Below are 16,007 nucleotides of genomic sequence, written 5' to 3'. Positions count from 1 at the left end.
GGCGTCACTCGCCTTGCGCGTCGTGTCGCAGCTGGCTGACGAAGTCTTCGCCCCAGACCTTGCCGAACTGGGCATACACCGGGTTGCTCAGCTCGCGGAATGGACGCGGGTTGACGTCATTGAACTTCACGCCCTTGCCCTGCATTTCCTGCTGAATCTTGCTGTACACCGCTTCCAGCTGCGAGCGATACCAGGCTGTGGTGTCTACCACCGCCTTATCGAGAGCTGCCCGTTCAGTTGTGCTCAGGCTTTCGTACTTGTCCTTGTTGATGAACCAGAAGTTAGCCGACCACACGTAGTTCGAGAGCGAGACATATTTGGCGACCTCGTACCATTTCTGGTCGTAAAAATCGCGCAGCTCGGGCTCCACACCGTCGACTACACCCGATTGCAGCGAGGTATACACCTCGCCGAACGGAATCGACTGTCCCAGCCCGCCCAGTTGCTTGATGGTTGCCAGGATCACGGGGTTGGGCGGCGTACGTATTTTTAGGCCGCTTAGGTCCGCGGGCTGAAGTATCGGGTGTTTGCTGTTGGCGAACTGACGAAAGCCAGAGTCCAGCGCCGAGAGCATGACGAAGCCATGATCCTGGCCCATGCTGAGGAATTTCTTGCCAGCTTCGCTATCGAGGTAGGCATGTACGGCGACCGAATCTTCGAACAGAAATGGCAGCGACAGCGCATTCAGGCGCGGATCGATGCCGTCGGTCGAGCCGCCCAGGCCAATGTCGATGGCTCCTGCGCCGACCGAATCGACAATAGGCGCTTCATCACCCAGTTGGCCGTCCGGGTAGAGCTGCACTTTCAACTCACCGTTGGTTTGCGCACTGACCTGGGCGGCGAATCGCGTCATCGCCTGATTGATAAGGCTGCTGGAGCTGGAGGCGTGGGCTAAACGTAACGTCTGGTCCGCCATCGCGGCGTTTGCGCCGATCAGCAAAGCCAACCCGGTCAGGGCTCCGAAAACAGCGTTTAAACGAGATGAGAATTTGAGCATGGCGGCGAACTCTACGTTGAATAGCGTTGCAGCCATTAACCATGAGTGCCGACCTTAGCGTCAATTAAGAGATGGCTTTTTGCGATTAGGATGCTTAATGCATCCATACGTTTATTTATGGATGCCATTTCCTGCCATTCCGGCATTCTCAGTCAACGCTCCAGGTACTTAAAACCCGCTCCATGAAGGGAGGATCGCGAGCAAGGCCGGGCCCGCAGCCGAAAGAGGCACCAACCACGTTTCCAGTATCGGGTGTTGCTTCATCCGCTTATGAATCAAGTGAGTATTCGGAGCCCACCGGTCGACGCCTCGAGAGGCGAGCCGTTACTATCGGCGGATGACTAAAGGAGCGCTTTGATGTTTCACGTTATGTTCAGCCTGCCCTGCCTGTACGTTATCGCCAGGTTCTTATGGCCAATGCCGTGGGCGCTATCAACCAGAATTGCCGTTGCTCTGCTGCTTGTTCTAGCCTCGCAATATCATCTGTATTGCCGGTTTTCCTCCGGGAGCGTGTTTTCGCCAGAATTTCCACGCTCCGTCGTGATGCTGTTCAATTGGGCGTTTGGCGCGATCCTGTTGCTTGCGGTGTTGCAAATCATCGTCGATATCGCAACGTTGCTGACGATGCTGCTGCGCCGGAAAACACTGACCATTCCGGCAAATCTGCGCTACGTCATCGGTGTGGCAGCCTTGGTACTGGCGGCAATCGGCGTCCAGCAGGCCGTGCGCGTGCCGCCTGTGAAAGACATCCAGATCGCGATCAAAAACCTGCCTGTGCAATTCGAGGGCTACAAAGTATTGCAACTGACCGACATGCACATCAGTCGCCTGTTTGACGCACCGTGGACGCAGGCGGTGGTGCAGCAGTCGAATGCGCTGGGAGTGAATCTGATCGTCATCACCGGCGACCTGATCGATGGCTCACTCAACAACCGAAAGCAGGATGTTGAAGCGTTGCGCGATTTACGGGCGCCTGACGGCGTGTATGTCATACCCGGGAATCATGAATACTTTTTCGATAACCAGACGTGGATGCAGCACTTTGTCTCGCTGGGGATGGTGCCACTCGCCAACAGCCACACTCTGATCGAGCGCGACGGCGCACGGATCGCTCTGGCTGGCGTCACCGATGTGACCGCACCAAAAACCGGCTTCCCCGCGCCGGACGTTGAAAAAGCCATAGCAGGCATCGCAAAAGACACACCGATCATCCTGCTAGACCATCAACCGAGAAACGCGCGAGAAACCGCGGCTAAAGGGGTAACTTTACAACTTTCCGGCCATACCCATGGCGGAATGATCTTCGGTCTTCACCGCCTGCTGGCCCTGGCCAACGGGGGATTTGTGTCGGGGCTTTATGATGTCGGCGGGATGCAGCTGTACGTCAACAACGGCACCGCACTCTGGCCCGGATTTGCCATTCGTCTTGGCCAGCCTTCGGAGTTGACCCGGATTACGCTTCGGCGGGCACCGTAGCTTGCCATTAGTGGCGCGCCACATCCTGTGCGCCCGACGTTCGTGCTACCCGGCACTGGCGCGCGCCCTTATCGGCACTTCGGGCTCGGCCATTGCCAGCAGCGCTGTCACCTGGGCCAAAGGCAAGGGCCGTCCGAACAAGTAACCCTGAGCGAAATCGCACTCGTGGGAGGCTAACCAGTCTGCAAGTTCCTCGTGCTCCACTCCCTCGGCGGTGATTTTCATGCGCAGGCTTTTTCCCAGAGCGAGGATGGCTTTGACCATCTCATTTTGGTTATCCAGTGAGGTGTCAAAGAAAGACCGGTCGATCTTGATTTTGTCGATGGCCAGTTTGGTCAGGTGGTAAAGCCCCGAATAGCCCGTACCGAAATCGTCCAGCGCTACGCTCACACCCATAGCGCGCAAACGCTCCAGGTTCAGGCGTGCACTGTCGATATTGGCCACAAGGGCATTTTCCGTCACTTCCACTTCCAGCCGAGTCAGTGGAAATTGACCTTCACTGGCCACGTGGGCCAACCAGTCGGGAAAATCGACACTTTCGATCATCAATGAAGTGACGTTTATGGACAGCGTAAAGTCGCTGGGCCAGTCACGCGCCTGATCGAAGGCCTGAAGCAGGAGACTTTCAGTGAGTTGCTTGATTAGCCCCAACTGTTCTGCCACGGGGATGAAGTCAAGCGGCATGATAGTTCCACGCTCGGGGTGCAGCCATCGCGCCAATAGTTCGAAGCCCGCGAGGCGTTGCTCCGGAAGATTGACAATAGGCTGATAGAACGGCTGGATTTGGTTGTGCTCAATAGCCTGCCTCAATTCCTGCGCGAATAGCTCCTGCTGGCGTTGTTCGCGCTCGAAACTGACTTCATAGAAGTTAAACATGGCGCGGCCGCCGTTCTTGCCTCTGTACATGGCGCTGTCGGCATGCTGTAGCAGGGTGTCGGCATCCGAACCGTCCAAAGGCGAAATTGCAATGCCCAGGGTCGCACTAAGCGCTAAACGCGGCAAATCCGCGCTGGACGCTGCGATTTTAGCCAACACACTTTCAGCCAGCGTTGCCAGTTCAACCTGAGTGAAGTCACCACTGACCGCCAGACCGAACTCGTCCCCGCCCAGTCGCGCCACTGAAGCCTGCCAGCCGGCAGTCGCCTCTCGCAGGCTTTCCGCAACGGCGCAAATCGCCGCATCTCCCACTGCATGCCCGTGGGTGTCGTTGATCAGCTTGAATTTATCCAGATCGATCAGGAAAACGGCGGTTTGCGAAGAGGCCTGCTCCAGGCGCGCAACCAGCTGCTCCTGAAACACGCGCCGATTGAGCAGGCCAGACAAGGGATCGTGGCGGGCCAGAGAGTCGCTGAGCGCCTGCGACTTCAGCAAGTCGTTGTAGCTGTCTTGCAAGCGTTGCATCAGGCGCTTCAAAAGAATGAACGGTACGACCATCGACAGCAATGCAAACCCGGTCGACGTTAATACAAAACGCCAGCGCTCGGCATCTTCGAAGTCTTGATCATACGGTAAGTTCATGGCGTACATGGCGAAGGACTCAAGCTTGAATTCCCACGCGATGGCCACCAAAAAAATAGAAAACAGATAAAACCACAACAGGGTGTAAAGGTATTTACGAACCATGTGCGGACTGCGAATGAATGACATGAACGCTACGCTCAAATGACGACAGGTGTACGACTGCAGGCAGTTCAGCGGTCGCCAGACTTCACACTAGTCGGCATTCGCTACGCCCTATTGACCCTTGCCAGGATGATGACCGGGAACACTACCCGGCTCGGTAGTGTTCCGCCGTTTGCAACTAACTCGAGCGCTGATCGACAAACCGACTGACGGCTCGAACTACTGTGTTGGCGCCTTGCTGGATTTCCTGGATGACACGATCTGCATCGTTAGCCAGCACCAGCGCCTCGGAAGCCTGCTCGGTACTGCGCACAATCACGCCCACGGCATCTGAAGCAAGGCTCTGATTGGTCTTCACGACGTTTACGATTTCTTCTGCCGCTTTGGTCGTGCGGGAGGCCAACTGACGTACCTCATCGGCCACCACCGCGAACCCCCTGCCCTGTTCGCCCGCCCTCGCGGCTTCAATAGCTGCGTTCAGTGCGAGCAAATTGGTTTGCTCGGCGATTCCACTGATGGTTTTTATGATCGTTCCAATGACCTGACTTTGAGAGTCCAGTGCCTCGATGCCCCGCGTGGCCTCTTCCATCGAAATCGTCAGCTGGCCCAGCATCTGCAAGGTGTCCTTGATGACTTTTCGGCCTTGCTGGGCACTGCCGTCGGTATCGATAGATGTTTGATAGGCCATCTCCGACGCTTCAGCGACAGCTTTCTCACGTTCAACCTGTTCAGTAATGACCGTTGCAAACTTGGCGATCTTATAGAGCTTGCCATTGGCGTCGGTAATCGGGTTATAGGACGCTTCCAGCCATACATCACGACCGGACTTGTCGACGCGCCGGAAACGGTCAACGATAAATTCACCCCGGCGCAACCTTTCCCAAAACAACATGTAGGCGTCCGAGGCGGACTCTTCAGGCAAACAAAAAATCTTGTGATGTTTTCCCTTGATCTGATGCAACTCGTAGCCCATTGCTTTCAGAAAGTTGTCATTGGCTGCGATGACTATTCCATCGAGGGTGAAGTCGATAACGGCGGTTGACCGTTGCAGTGCGTTCACGAGGGCTTCGTTCTCGCGAGAGGCTTCGATGGTGCGTGTCAAAACGCTTGAGTACAGCGTGATCTGCTCCACACCGCCGGTTTCGTTTTTAAAGGGGACGACCACAGTTCTCAGCCACACCCTGGCCCCTGTTTTGCTGACCAGGCGCAACGTGCCGCTGAAATGTTTGCCGTCCCGAATAGCAGCCAGAGCACGCTTCTGGTGAACATCAGCGCTCAGCTCTGGCGGGCTCAACTCGGAGAGACTGCGCCCGGCAATCTCGGCTTGTGCATAGCTCAGTTCTGTCTCGAACAAGGCATTGACTGACTGCACTTTGCCCGCCCCGTCCAGAACGGCGGCAACTGTCTCCAGATTCAGAATTTGCCCTGCTTGTTCAAGCATGGCGAGGCGGCGCTCCAATGCCTTATTGGTTTTTTTCAACTGAGAGTTAAACATTGTGGCTATCCGGGACAGTTTGGGCTTGCCACCTTCATCGGTCATCGAATCGAAATCTTTAGCGCGCTGGTCAACTAAACGTCGGAAAATCCTGATGTAAATTCCGAAATCTGATTAGGATCCAGATTGCCTGTCTGGTCGTACGATAACGGTTAATACATGACAATTAATTGTAAGTTTGCACGGAATTAAATTGTAAGGTGGCTGTCGGTCAGCTATTCACCTGAATAATGGCTGAACAACAACTTGATAACGTCTGTGTGTGCCTCATGCAGAACGCTGGAAAGGAGATTTATTCATGTCAGAACCGCGCATTCGTGCCCTCGCTCTTTGCGTTTTTCACCACCAGGGAAAAATACTGGTCAACGAATTCCACGACGTCGTTGCAAAGCAAACGCTTTTTCGCCCTCTTGGCGGAGGCATAGAATTTGGCGAGCGGAGTATCGATGCCGTGGTCCGGGAAGTGTATGAAGAACTGGGCTTTTCGATCAGCAACGTTCGGTTGATTGGCACGTTGGAGAGCATTTTTACCTACGCGGGCAAGCCAGGGCACGAGATCGTGCAGGTCTACGATGCAAGATTTGACGACGCAGAAATCTATAAGAAGCCCTGGCTGGATGGCCTTGAAAGCGACGGGGCAACTTTCAAGGCCGCGTGGCATTCTGGTTCCAGTTTTACCAGTGAATCTACGCTTGTACCTGAAGGGCTGTTTGATCTACTCAAGAATGCGTCTCTGCTGGATTAATATGCTAACCGGCAGCATGTGCTTCATCCCTGTCCAGTCGTCGGAAAAACTCCTCCCGTTTGTCATGGTCCGCTTGTTCCTTGGCCAGCAACCCAGGCAACAACTCACTCGCCTGCTGCGCATTCAGAATGAACACTCCGTCGTCATCGCCAATGGCAATGTCTCCCGGATTAACAACAACCCCACCGATATTGATCTGCCCATTGAGTTCGCCACGTTCCCCCAGACTTCGCGTGGTCACCGCACTGATACCTCGGCTGAATACCGGCAGACGATGTTCGCGTAAGGCGGCGACGTCGGTAACCGCACCTGATATGACTACGCCGGCCAGGCCTTTGATGAGCGCCGCCAGGGTGCGCAGCTCGCCCCAGCAGGCGCAATGATCGTCGCCGACGCACTCAATGACCAGCACGTCGCCAGGCAGGCTGTTAAGCAATGCATCGCGCAGGATGCTGCCGTCGGGCAGCTGTACTTTGACTGTAACCACGTTGCCGACCAGTCGCGCGCCGTCGAACAGCGGTCTGATCCCTGGCAGATAACCACTGTCAGTCAGGTGGCCGATGGTGGAGGCGGCAATGCCCCGGTATTGCTCTATCACGGCGTCACTGAGTTGTTGCTGACGGTGTGCAATGTGCTTGTTCATCGACATTTTTTTGGCCTCAATAACGGGCAGGTCGAGCAATACTCGACGGGGTTGCTGGCGTCGTAATAGAAGCAGCAGGTGCGCCGAAAACGGATGCTTTTGCCTTCGGCTTCGAGCAAAACCGGTGGGCGCCGGAAGTGTTTCAACGGGTTGTAGCTCAGGCCGAAAAGTGCCGGGTCGGCCTGATTCAGCAGCCAGTCGAAATCGGCTTTATAGCGCTGTCGAATCGCCGGGTCTTCAACTTTCTCCATGCGTTTGTCGTACAGCGAATAAACGCGTACGGCGGTGTTTTCCCAGAGGATGCGCCGGGAGATGCCAGTGATGCGGTTGAAGGTTTCCCACAGAGGCTGCAGCAGGTCGCGGAACAAGGTGCCGACAATTACCTCCCGCCACGCCTCGCGAGTGCCCGGCTCATAACCCACAGGTGTTACGTCGTCCAAGGGCATTGAAGAGGTCCACAGGCCCTCCTCGTGTGCGTATTCAATCACGCTATTGTCCAGCGACAGGATCAAGCCCTTGTCGTAGACCGACATGGCGTACAGGCAGGCACCGGTGCTCAGGAAGGAAAAGCGCTTGGCCAGCAGCGACGCGGTGATCGCCTGCGTCGGAGAGCCGATGACCGGCCCCAATGCTGCAAGCAATTGTTCGCACACCTCGTCGTCCAGCAATGCACGGGCTGGCAACGAGCGGGTATCGCGGTCAACTGCGTGTTTGAGGCGCAGCGCCCCGGACAGCAGCGCCCATTCAGGCTCGCTGAAAGCCTGTGCCAGGCTCATTGCGGCAGTTCCCGGCCAAAGGGAATGCACAGCGGCGTACCAAAGAACGGGTCGGCGATGATCCGGCAATTAAGGCCGAAGACCTGCTTGACCAGTGCTTCACTGAGGATGTCGGCCGGACGTCCTTGGGCAAAGGCGGTGCGCTCGTGGACGGCGACCATGTGATCGGCATAACGGCAAGCCAGGTTCAGATCATGCAGGACCATGACGATGGTCTTGCCTTCCTGGCGATTGAGGTCGCGTAACAAGTCCAGCACTTCGATCTGATGAGCCAGATCGAGAAAGGTCGTCGGCTCATCCAGCAATACGATGTCGGTATCCTGGGCCAGCGTCATGGCGATCCACGCGCGTTGACGCTGGCCGCCTGACAGCGCATCAACGGGCCGCTCGGCCAGTTCCTGCATACCGGTCTGCGCCAGCGCCCGTTCGACCATGGCTTCATCCTGAACGGACCACTGCTGCATCCAGTTCTGATAGGGATAACGGCCCAGTGCCACCAGCTGACGTACGCTTATGCCTTCCGGGGCGCTTGGCATTTGCGGCAGAATCGCCAGTTCGCGCGCGACCGTAGCAGTGGATTTCTGGTGGATATCGGCACCGTTGAGCACCACAGTGCCCTGCTGCGGCTTGAGCAGACGCGCCAGGGATTTGAGCAAGGTGCTTTTGCCGCAACCGTTACTGCCGATCAGCACGCTTACCTGGCCTGCGGGTAACTGCAGATCAAGACTGTCGATGATCACCTGCCGTTGGTAACTCAGGGTCAGGTCGTGGGTTGCGATTGACGCCATCCGTAATTCCTTAATGCCGCTGGTTGATCAATAAATAGAGAAAAAACGGTGTGCCCAGCACCGCGACAAAAATTCCTGCAGGCAGGTCCAGTGGCAGGAACAGCGTGCGGCCAGCCAGATCGGCGAGCATTACCAGGTTGGCACCGATCAGCGCCGCCATCAGCGCCTGTCCGGTAAACCCCGGTGGCATCAGGCGTTTGGCAATGTGTGGTGCAATTAGGCCGACAAAGGCAATTGCCCCGCCCCACGCAACCGCCAGACCTGCAAGCGCAACACTCACCAGCAGCAGCCCGGCGCGCAGCCATTGCACACGCACACCGATGCCCTGAGCCAGATCATCATCGAGCTGCTGCATGCGCACCTGTCGGGCGAGCAGCACCAGCAGCGGCAAAGTCAGCGCCAGCCAGCCCGCCAGGGCGCGAGGCTCCGGCCAACTGGCACCATACACGCTCCCGGTCAGCCAGACATAAGCCGACAAGGTAGTGGTCAGCGGGCTGAACACCAGAACGAACGTCGTCACTGCTGCCAGCAGGGCCGACCCCCCTACCCCGATCAACACCATGCGCAATGGTGAAGCGCCCTGATTCCACGCCAGCAGATAGATGACCAATGCGGCAAGGCCTGCACCAGAGATCGCCGCCAAGGGCAGAAATTGCGCCCCCAATGCAGCCGAGAAGAATGACAGATACAGCACTGCCGCCGCACTGGCACCGCTGGTGATACCCAACAGGTCCGGCGAAGCCAGCGGATTGCGGATGATGCTTTGCAGGATCAGCCCAGACACCGCAAGCGCCGCGCCGACAAGTGCTGCCAGCACCAGTCGGGGCATGCGCAGTTGTTCGACGATGAAAACCAGACTTGCATCCGTCTGACCGGTAAAAACATTCAAAAGGGTCGCGGGCGACAGGTTGATTTTGCCCACGGCCAGCGAGCCCAGTGCGATCAGCAATGTCAGCGTTGCGCCGATCAACAGACGTATCAATGCAGTCAGGCTGAACTGCCTGGAAAAACCGCGGTAGCGCAGGGTCAGATGCCTATCCATAACGTGCCCCCCGGCGAACCAGCGCAATAAAGAACGGCGCGCCGAACAGTGCGGTCATCACGCCCACCGGCACTTCCTGAGGCACGATCACCACCCGCGCCAGCGTATCGGCCAGCAGCAACAGCGTTGCGCCCAGCAACGCGCAGCCGGGCAGCAGCCAGCGATGATCGATGGACAGTGTCTTGCGTACCATGTGCGGCACCAGCAGCCCGATGAAACCAATGCTCCCGGCCAACGCTACAGCACTGCCCGCCAGGACAATGATCACGATGCTCATCAGCAGGCGAATCAAGCCTGTACGCTGGCCCAATGCGGTTGCGATGGTTTCTCCGGTATTGAGCACGTTGACCTGCCCGGCCAGCACCAGTGACCCGGCCAGTGCCACAACCACGCATATCAGTAATGGCGCGGCGGTGGCCAGATCGCGTTCCGACAAGGAACCGGCCAGCCAGAACAATACGGTGTCCAGACCGTCCTGATTGACTACCAGTAACGCCTGACTGAACGCAGTAAACAGCGCGGTAATCGCCGCGCCGGCCAACACAATTCGCAACGGGTTGAGACTGCCCTGCCCGCGGTTGCCGATTATCCAGACAATAGTCCCTGCTACCGCCGCGCCAATGAACGCGCACCACAGCCACTGGCTCATGGACGAAAGCGCAAACAACGACGAACAGGCAATGATCGAAAACGTCGCCCCGGCATTGATGCCGAACAGACCGGGCGAGGCCAGCGGGTTGCGCGTCAGTGCCTGCATCAGCGCGCCAGCAACCGCCAGACTGGAACCCACGGCGACGGCCATCAGGGTTCGCGTCAGGCGCGTATCGAGCAGCACATGCTCGATAGCGCTAAGCGCATCGGGCTGCCACACACTTCGGACAATCGCAGAGGGCGATATCCAGGTGGCTCCGGTTGCCAGGCTCAATCCCATGCACGCTATCAACACCAACAGTCCCAGACCCAGTTTTACCGCAGCGGTCATGAGGGACTATCCGCCATGGCCACGCGAGCGATTTCATCGAGCATGCGGTTGGCACCCAGAATGCCACCGGACAGGCTCCAGGCAACGGCATCCACGCGCCATACCTGACCATCCTGCGCTGCGCGCAACTGTTGCCAGAACGGGTGTCGGACCAGCTTGTCGTAGTTTTGCTGCGCGGCTTTGCTGTCCGCGCGCTGAAAAATGAAAAACAGGTCGGCATCGACCACAGGCAAACTCTCTTTGCTGCTGAGTTTAAGGGAAACGCCCGTTGCTTCGCGGGCAGTGGGCGTCCAGGCGAAGCCCAGTTCGGTCAGCACCGAACCTGCAAAGCTGGCGGGCAGATAGCTGCGGATATGATCTTCACGAATGTCGAGCACCGACACGGTGATCGGCCAGCGCCCGGCGAATTTTTCCTGCAACTGACTGCGTAACGCCGTCACACGCTGTTGCCATTGGTCAAGCAGGTCCATGGCTTGCTGTTGACGCAGCATGGCAGCGCCCATCATCGCCAGCGTGCGCTTGAACTCGAACACCTCTTCCAGCATCAGCACGGGGCTGATCTGCTCGAGCAACGGCGCGATGCGTTGATGGCGAAAGCGTGATGCGACGATAAGATCGGGCTTGAGCAGCACGATATCTTCAAGGCTAGGCTGGGTTTCCAGGCCCACATGCGGTACCGCCGCCAGCGCCGGGCGCAGGTAGCGGTACATCGGTTTTTCGCTCCAGGAATCCACCACGCCGCACGGCGTCACGCCCAGGGCCACGGCGCTGTCGGATGCCCCCTGAAACAAGGTGACGACTCTTGGTGGCGTTGCGCGCAATGGCTCTGCCCAGGCAATGCCGGGCAGCGCCAGTAACCCCAATGACAGGCGCAATACCGTGCGCCGCGAAGGATGCAAATGTTGGTCAGGTTGCACGGCGCAACCTGTGGAACGGGTTGACCACCTCGCCCTTGCCGAACGGCATGCTGCCCGGTCCGCCTGCGCGCTCGATCATGGGTGTAAGCAGGAGTTTTTGCGGCCAGTTGGGGGCTTCGAACAGTTGATGCCTGATCATGGCACGCGCCTCGTCGTCAAATTCGATGGTTGTAATGAGATTATCCAAAACATCGCGCAATACCGTCCACAGCGCTGTTACCGGTACCTCATACACCTGGGCCAGAGTATCCATGATTGCCCGCACGTTTACCTGAATGCCCAGTGTCTGCAGCCAGAACAACAGGTCTTCAGGACGGTCATGATAAAGCGTATTGGCATGGCCTTTCTTGATTCGATATTCCGGGTCGCGCATGCCGTTACGCTCAAGCCAGGGCACGAAAATACGCAACGAGTCGTGGTCGCGCAACAACAGCCCTTGTGCCTGACCGGCTTTCCAGACCATGACTGCGTTCTGGCCATGCACCTCGCCGAGCATGCCCAGGCGGAACATGCGCAGGTTGATGTCGAAGAAACTGTGGCTCAGCTCGCGGAACAGTGTCAGTACCGAAGCCTGATTGCGCGGCAGGTCGCGATAGTCCATCCACTCATCGAAGAAATGCCGATTGCTGCCTGGCAACGGTGTACCCAGCGCCGCCATCGGCAGCAGGCGGCATTCCGGATCGTCGAGCAAGGCTGCCGGATAGCCTCGCACCATGGCCGAAAGATGCCGGGGGCCTTCGTCGAACAGAGTGGCTTGGGGTGGCATGAACGCCCACCATTTGCGTTCGTCGCACAGGTGCAGCGAGCGACTCAGGGTTTCATCCTTGTCGACAACCTGGCGCAACAGTTTTTCACTAAGCCCGCCGTTGATCATTTTCACCGCTGGCAGGTAGCGGGACGCGCCGAGCGAATAGATCGCCATGGGCAATTTGAGGTAATCGGGGCTGTCGAGGCATGGTGTCATCGAACGTAGCGATGAGGTGGCGTATACCGCGGCCTCGTTGAAGGCCAGACGTTGACAATCGCCCCTGGTGAAGGCATCGCCCAGCTGGACCTGCAGAACATGCTCGAATTGCCAAGGATGAACCGGCAGCGCAACGTGACTGTCGGCAATGCCGCGCTGTTGCAGTTCCTGCTCAAGGACAGCTTGCAGATTCTCTGGCAGCAGGTGGCGAGCAGGGAAAGACTCGTTCAAATCCCCTACTCCGTCACCGCATTGCAGCAAGGTTTTGTCGACGGCGACCCAGTTCAGCGCCACCGGCCGGGCAAACTCGGCCTGATACTGTTGGTATTCCTGCTCGTTCAAGCCTTGCTTGGCTTTGGCCAGTGGATGATATGGGCGATCACGTAGCGAAGCCCACTGTTCCATCGTCCTGAAGAACGTAGCGCCGTCCTGTGCCATCAGGTTGTGCTCGTCGACTTTATGGTCCAGCGACAACGCGGTCTGCCAGACACTGATGCGCAACACCTCCAGAAACAGCGCTATGCCCTTTTCATTGTCCTGGCGCTCGCTGTCCTGAAGCAGGGTTGTTTTACCGGCGAATACCCATTTCATGAACTCTTCCGGGGACAACTGTGTCCAGCGCTCAGCCTGACGGCCCAGCACCGGCGTGCCGGGCACTTTCTCCCATTGTTGAGTAATGCCTGGGCGCAGCGCGACGCTGATGAAGCGCTGCTCCGAGTCATCGCAGCACCATTCCCAGATTTGCTGTGTGCTGCTCTGCCCTTCAAGTTTTGGGGCTTGCGGGTGGCGCGCTTGCCAGTGAGCGGTGTCCTGCAGGCTCACTGGCTCGCGGCCAAAGAAATCTTCAGCCAGCAGGCAATCGACCAGATCCTGCATGACCAGGTCAGCGGCGAGTGAAGTGAAGTTCATCGGATTATTTTCCTTCTGCTGAATGTTGGGCCAGACGCGCCTGAAGTGCGCGAAAGGCAATGCCACGCTCATCGCCGAGGACGAAGGCATTGACGCCGCGAGCCTGCCAGCGGGCAGCGTCGCCGTCTTTACGGGGAATGGTGCAATAGGCGACGCCTGCTGCCTTGGTGGCTTGCCAGGTGGCCAGCAACGCTTGTTGTACATCGGGTTGATCGATCTGCCAGGGCATCCCGAGTGACTGCGACAGGTCTGCGGCCCCTTCCAGAATCATGTCCAGCCCCGGCACACGGGCAATCTCGGCGGCGCGGCGCACGCCTTCGGCGCTTTCGATCATCGCTACCACCATGATCTGTTGATTGGCAGCTTCCACGTACTGCGCCAGGCTGTGCTTGCCGAACGAGCCGGGACGACCGGCGTTGAGGCTGCGGCGGCCCAGCGGGTGGTACTTGCAGGCGGCAATGGCATCCGCCAGTTGCTCGGGGCTCTCGATCATCGGCAAAACGATGCCCTGCGCACCGCCATCAAGCAGGCGCAGCAGGGTTTTCGGATTGAGATCGGCGACCCGCACCAATGGCGTGAGGGCGTAGCTCTCTGCAACACGGATCATGTTCTCCACGGTTTCCGGGTTGATCAGCACGTGTTCCATGTCGATGATCACGAAGTCGAAACCGGCCTCGGCGATCAACTCGATGGCGGCCGGGGCCGGGATCGAACTGATTAGCCCGTACACAGGCTGTCCGCTGCCAAGTCTGCTCTTGAGTGTATTGGTCCTCAGCATCATTGCGGCCTGTAGGTATGCAGCGGGTTAGGCACCGAGCGGAAGCGACGCTCACCGTCACCTAACAGGCGGCGCTTGGTCAGTTCTTCCACTTCATAGGACGGTGCGAAGACATCAAACAGCTCGAAGCGCTCGCGATGCTGCGGGTGCGCACGCTGGTAGTCGAGAATGACGTCGGCGGTCATCTGCCAGAACAGCGCCTCATCCAGCTGGTATTGCTGGCGCAGGAAGATCGCCATTTCGGCCAGGCAGATGAAGAAGAAACAGTCGCAGGAGAAGTCGCGTACCGCATTCACGTCATCGGTAATGATGAACGAGTTACGGTTGAGTTTCGCGTGGCTGTCGGGCAGCGGGACCAGCTCCGGACACAGTTCAGGGCGGCCCAGATGCGCGGGTGAGTAACGCACACCGTCGTGGAAGTCCTTGAGGGCGATACGCTGCGGCCAGCCCTGCTTGACGATAAGCACGATGTTCTGACCGTGAGACTCCATGCCGATGCCTTCGGCGTAGAGCATATGGATGATCGGAGGCACAGTGACCTGCAGCAATTGCCGGGTCCATTCCTTGAGGCCGTACTGGCGGATCCACGCATTGATGAACGGTGCCTGCGCGCCGTCGCCATAACGGTTTTCCACATGGCTCAAGCCATTGAACGGTACGGCCTGCTCATCGTCCTTGAGGTACTGATGCAGGCTTTCGCGCCAGATTGCACCCAGCGTGCCGTAAGTCTGCGCCGAGCGCGCTTCCGGCAGGTGGCGATAGTCGTAGCTGACACCGGCAACTTCGCCGAGAATCACGAAATCCAGCGCACGCGCAGTGCTGTCGGTGGCGATCAACTGGTGCAGCCAGTCGGTGATGATCGGACCATTGAGCACCGTATGCCGCGCCAGAATGCGCGTGCTGGAGGTGTTGGTCATGCTCATCGCCAGTTTGACGTAAGGTCGTTTGGGCTGGCTGGCATTGGCCAGTGTACGAATAGACTGCTGAGCCTTGTAGACGTCGGTCGAGGTGCCCAGGTAAATCAGCTCGCCGCTGGCCATTTCCGGGTAGAAAGTCGACACCGTGACGTTGTCCCATTGCCACGGATGCACTGGCATCAGTTGATAATCGTCAATGGATTTGCCCTGCGCGGCCAGGTCCCGGGAGATTTCCTGCCAGCGCTGTGTGCCCAGTTCCTGGCGGACAAACGCCTGGAAATCCATGTTGCGCGAATGACCGACCGACGCGCTCGACTTCGCCACTGCCAGCCAGACCACCCCGAACGGCGTGGCAAATTCGGGCCCGTAGTGACGGTTGTCAGCCAACGAAAAACCGATCCGTGACTTGTAGCACGGGTGGTAGCTGTGGGCGTCCATGAAGTGCTGTTCCAAAGCGTCAACGTCCAGCTCATGTGCGGGTTTTGCGGGCTGATAACCCTGACTGCGCGCTTGCAGGTCCTTGAGTTGCGTTTGCTCGATTTCCTGGATGAAGCGCGCCAGATGCGGGCTGTCCTTAAACGGGCTGAGTAGCTCGCTCAACGCCAGATGCAAATCCGGCACGCTACGCTCCCCGACGCTGTCCAAGCGTTCAAGGGTGGCGTGATCCAGGCGTATCAGCTCGAAGCTGGTACTCAGCAGGCCTTCGCAGTGGTACTCCACACCATCACTGACAGCGACAGTGAAACGATGCCGATGATCGTCCAGCGTTTCGCATCGATAAGGCAGTGCAGCCTCGTACAGCAAGGTTTGCAGCAATTGACCGATTACCCGGCGCTGTACTTGTTGGTAGCGCTCGGGGTTGATATCAGCCAGCCAGGCACCGGTGGCCGTTGAGGGTGAAACGGTGTTGCGTTTCAGCGGTAAAGGGGTAGCCATGTTCATACCTCGAACGAAA

General features: G+C 58.0%; 14 protein-coding genes. 2 read left to right on the top strand and 12 right to left on the bottom strand.

The window, feature by feature from the left end:
• Nucleotides 1-4: 4 nt before the first annotated feature.
• Entirely contained in the window at nucleotides 5-997 is a 993-nt protein-coding gene (locus RYB66_RS13200; RefSeq protein ID WP_039847398.1) for a TRAP transporter substrate-binding protein, read from the bottom strand.
• A gap of 357 nt (nucleotides 998-1,354) precedes the next feature.
• Between RYB66_RS13200 and RYB66_RS13195 the strand changes: the two genes are divergently transcribed.
• On the top strand, nucleotides 1,355-2,473 hold the full coding sequence (locus tag RYB66_RS13195) for a metallophosphoesterase (RefSeq protein WP_005777332.1): 1,119 nt from the start codon (nucleotides 1,355-1,357) through the stop codon (nucleotides 2,471-2,473).
• 45 nt (nucleotides 2,474-2,518) lie between these two features.
• Here RYB66_RS13195 and RYB66_RS13190 read toward each other — a convergent pair whose 3' ends face one another.
• Nucleotides 2,519-4,120 (bottom strand): putative bifunctional diguanylate cyclase/phosphodiesterase, encoded by a 1,602-nt coding sequence (locus tag RYB66_RS13190; RefSeq protein WP_046832769.1) that lies wholly within the window; start codon nucleotides 4,118-4,120, stop codon nucleotides 2,519-2,521.
• Between the two features lie 154 nt (nucleotides 4,121-4,274).
• Nucleotides 4,275-5,636: a PAS domain-containing methyl-accepting chemotaxis protein gene (locus RYB66_RS13185; RefSeq protein WP_005777335.1), complete on the bottom strand. Its 1,362-nt coding sequence runs from the start codon at nucleotides 5,634-5,636 to the stop codon at nucleotides 4,275-4,277.
• Between the two features lie 253 nt (nucleotides 5,637-5,889).
• Between RYB66_RS13185 and RYB66_RS13180 the strand changes: the two genes are divergently transcribed.
• Nucleotides 5,890-6,336: an NUDIX hydrolase gene (locus RYB66_RS13180; protein WP_005757742.1), complete on the top strand. Its 447-nt coding sequence runs from the start codon at nucleotides 5,890-5,892 to the stop codon at nucleotides 6,334-6,336.
• Between the two features lie 4 nt (nucleotides 6,337-6,340).
• Here RYB66_RS13180 and RYB66_RS13175 read toward each other — a convergent pair whose 3' ends face one another.
• The 9 genes from RYB66_RS13175 to RYB66_RS13135 are packed head-to-tail and all read right to left on the bottom strand — an operon-like array spanning nucleotide 6,341 to nucleotide 15,988.
• Nucleotides 6,341-6,979 carry an RraA family protein gene (locus tag RYB66_RS13175; protein ID WP_316894579.1) on the bottom strand — a complete coding sequence of 213 codons (639 nt, stop codon included), beginning with the start codon at nucleotides 6,977-6,979 and terminating at the stop codon, nucleotides 6,341-6,343.
• On the bottom strand, nucleotides 6,976-7,755 hold the full coding sequence (locus RYB66_RS13170; RefSeq protein ID WP_316894578.1) for an IucA/IucC family C-terminal-domain containing protein: 780 nt from the start codon (nucleotides 7,753-7,755) through the stop codon (nucleotides 6,976-6,978). Before RYB66_RS13170 ends, RYB66_RS13175 begins: the two co-directional genes overlap by 4 nt.
• Nucleotides 7,752-8,543, bottom strand: coding sequence for an ABC transporter ATP-binding protein (locus tag RYB66_RS13165; RefSeq protein WP_005777341.1), 792 nt, complete (start codon nucleotides 8,541-8,543; stop codon nucleotides 7,752-7,754). The genes RYB66_RS13170 and RYB66_RS13165 overlap by 4 nt, the downstream gene beginning before the upstream one ends.
• Nucleotides 8,544-8,553: 10 nt before the next feature.
• Complete coding sequence (locus RYB66_RS13160; protein WP_316894576.1) at nucleotides 8,554-9,585, bottom strand: iron ABC transporter permease; 1,032 nt, start codon at nucleotides 9,583-9,585, stop codon at nucleotides 8,554-8,556.
• The gene (locus tag RYB66_RS13155; RefSeq protein ID WP_002553754.1) at nucleotides 9,578-10,567 is read right to left on the bottom strand and encodes a FecCD family ABC transporter permease; all 990 of its coding nucleotides are present in this window, start codon (nucleotides 10,565-10,567) and stop codon (nucleotides 9,578-9,580) included. The genes RYB66_RS13160 and RYB66_RS13155 overlap by 8 nt, the downstream gene beginning before the upstream one ends.
• Nucleotides 10,564-11,484 carry an iron-siderophore ABC transporter substrate-binding protein gene (locus tag RYB66_RS13150; RefSeq protein WP_316894575.1) on the bottom strand — a complete coding sequence of 307 codons (921 nt, stop codon included), beginning with the start codon at nucleotides 11,482-11,484 and terminating at the stop codon, nucleotides 10,564-10,566. The genes RYB66_RS13155 and RYB66_RS13150 overlap by 4 nt, the downstream gene beginning before the upstream one ends.
• Nucleotides 11,474-13,357 (bottom strand): IucA/IucC family protein, encoded by a 1,884-nt coding sequence (locus RYB66_RS13145; protein WP_316886117.1) that lies wholly within the window; start codon nucleotides 13,355-13,357, stop codon nucleotides 11,474-11,476. Before RYB66_RS13145 ends, RYB66_RS13150 begins: the two co-directional genes overlap by 11 nt.
• A 4-nt stretch (nucleotides 13,358-13,361) precedes the next feature.
• Entirely contained in the window at nucleotides 13,362-14,135 is a 774-nt protein-coding gene (locus RYB66_RS13140; RefSeq protein ID WP_002553751.1) for an HpcH/HpaI aldolase family protein, read from the bottom strand.
• Nucleotides 14,135-15,988 (bottom strand): IucA/IucC family protein, encoded by a 1,854-nt coding sequence (locus RYB66_RS13135; RefSeq protein ID WP_029240813.1) that lies wholly within the window; start codon nucleotides 15,986-15,988, stop codon nucleotides 14,135-14,137. Before RYB66_RS13135 ends, RYB66_RS13140 begins: the two co-directional genes overlap by 1 nt.
• Between the last annotated feature and the right edge of the window lie 19 nt (nucleotides 15,989-16,007).

Origin of the sequence: Pseudomonas syringae group sp. 243L2, from assembly GCF_032587875.1 — a bacterium.
Lineage (GTDB): Bacteria > Pseudomonadota > Gammaproteobacteria > Pseudomonadales > Pseudomonadaceae > Aquipseudomonas > Aquipseudomonas amygdali.
The sequence above is the reverse complement of the archived record's forward strand: the minus strand, read 5'-3'. Positions and strand labels throughout refer to the sequence as shown.

What these genes read in the sequence shown, in the direction of transcription:
- RYB66_RS13200 (WP_039847398.1), bottom strand. Translation starts at nt 997, where the DNA reads ATGCTCAAATTCTCATCTCGTTTAAACGCTGTTTTCGGAGCCCTGACC.
- RYB66_RS13195 (WP_005777332.1), top strand. Translation starts at nt 1,355, where the DNA reads ATGTTTCACGTTATGTTCAGCCTGCCCTGCCTGTACGTTATCGCCAGG.
- RYB66_RS13190 (WP_046832769.1), bottom strand. Translation starts at nt 4,120, where the DNA reads ATGTCATTCATTCGCAGTCCGCACATGGTTCGTAAATACCTTTACACC.
- RYB66_RS13185 (WP_005777335.1), bottom strand. Translation starts at nt 5,636, where the DNA reads ATGACCGATGAAGGTGGCAAGCCCAAACTGTCCCGGATAGCCACAATG.
- RYB66_RS13180 (WP_005757742.1), top strand. Translation starts at nt 5,890, where the DNA reads ATGTCAGAACCGCGCATTCGTGCCCTCGCTCTTTGCGTTTTTCACCAC.
- RYB66_RS13175 (WP_316894579.1), bottom strand. Translation starts at nt 6,979, where the DNA reads ATGAACAAGCACATTGCACACCGTCAGCAACAACTCAGTGACGCCGTG.
- RYB66_RS13170 (WP_316894578.1), bottom strand. Translation starts at nt 7,755, where the DNA reads ATGAGCCTGGCACAGGCTTTCAGCGAGCCTGAATGGGCGCTGCTGTCC.
- RYB66_RS13165 (WP_005777341.1), bottom strand. Translation starts at nt 8,543, where the DNA reads ATGGCGTCAATCGCAACCCACGACCTGACCCTGAGTTACCAACGGCAG.
- RYB66_RS13160 (WP_316894576.1), bottom strand. Translation starts at nt 9,585, where the DNA reads ATGGATAGGCATCTGACCCTGCGCTACCGCGGTTTTTCCAGGCAGTTC.
- RYB66_RS13155 (WP_002553754.1), bottom strand. Translation starts at nt 10,567, where the DNA reads ATGACCGCTGCGGTAAAACTGGGTCTGGGACTGTTGGTGTTGATAGCG.
- RYB66_RS13145 (WP_316886117.1), bottom strand. Translation starts at nt 13,357, where the DNA reads ATGAACTTCACTTCACTCGCCGCTGACCTGGTCATGCAGGATCTGGTC.
- RYB66_RS13140 (WP_002553751.1), bottom strand. Translation starts at nt 14,135, where the DNA reads ATGCTGAGGACCAATACACTCAAGAGCAGACTTGGCAGCGGACAGCCT.
- RYB66_RS13135 (WP_029240813.1), bottom strand. Translation starts at nt 15,988, where the DNA reads ATGGCTACCCCTTTACCGCTGAAACGCAACACCGTTTCACCCTCAACG.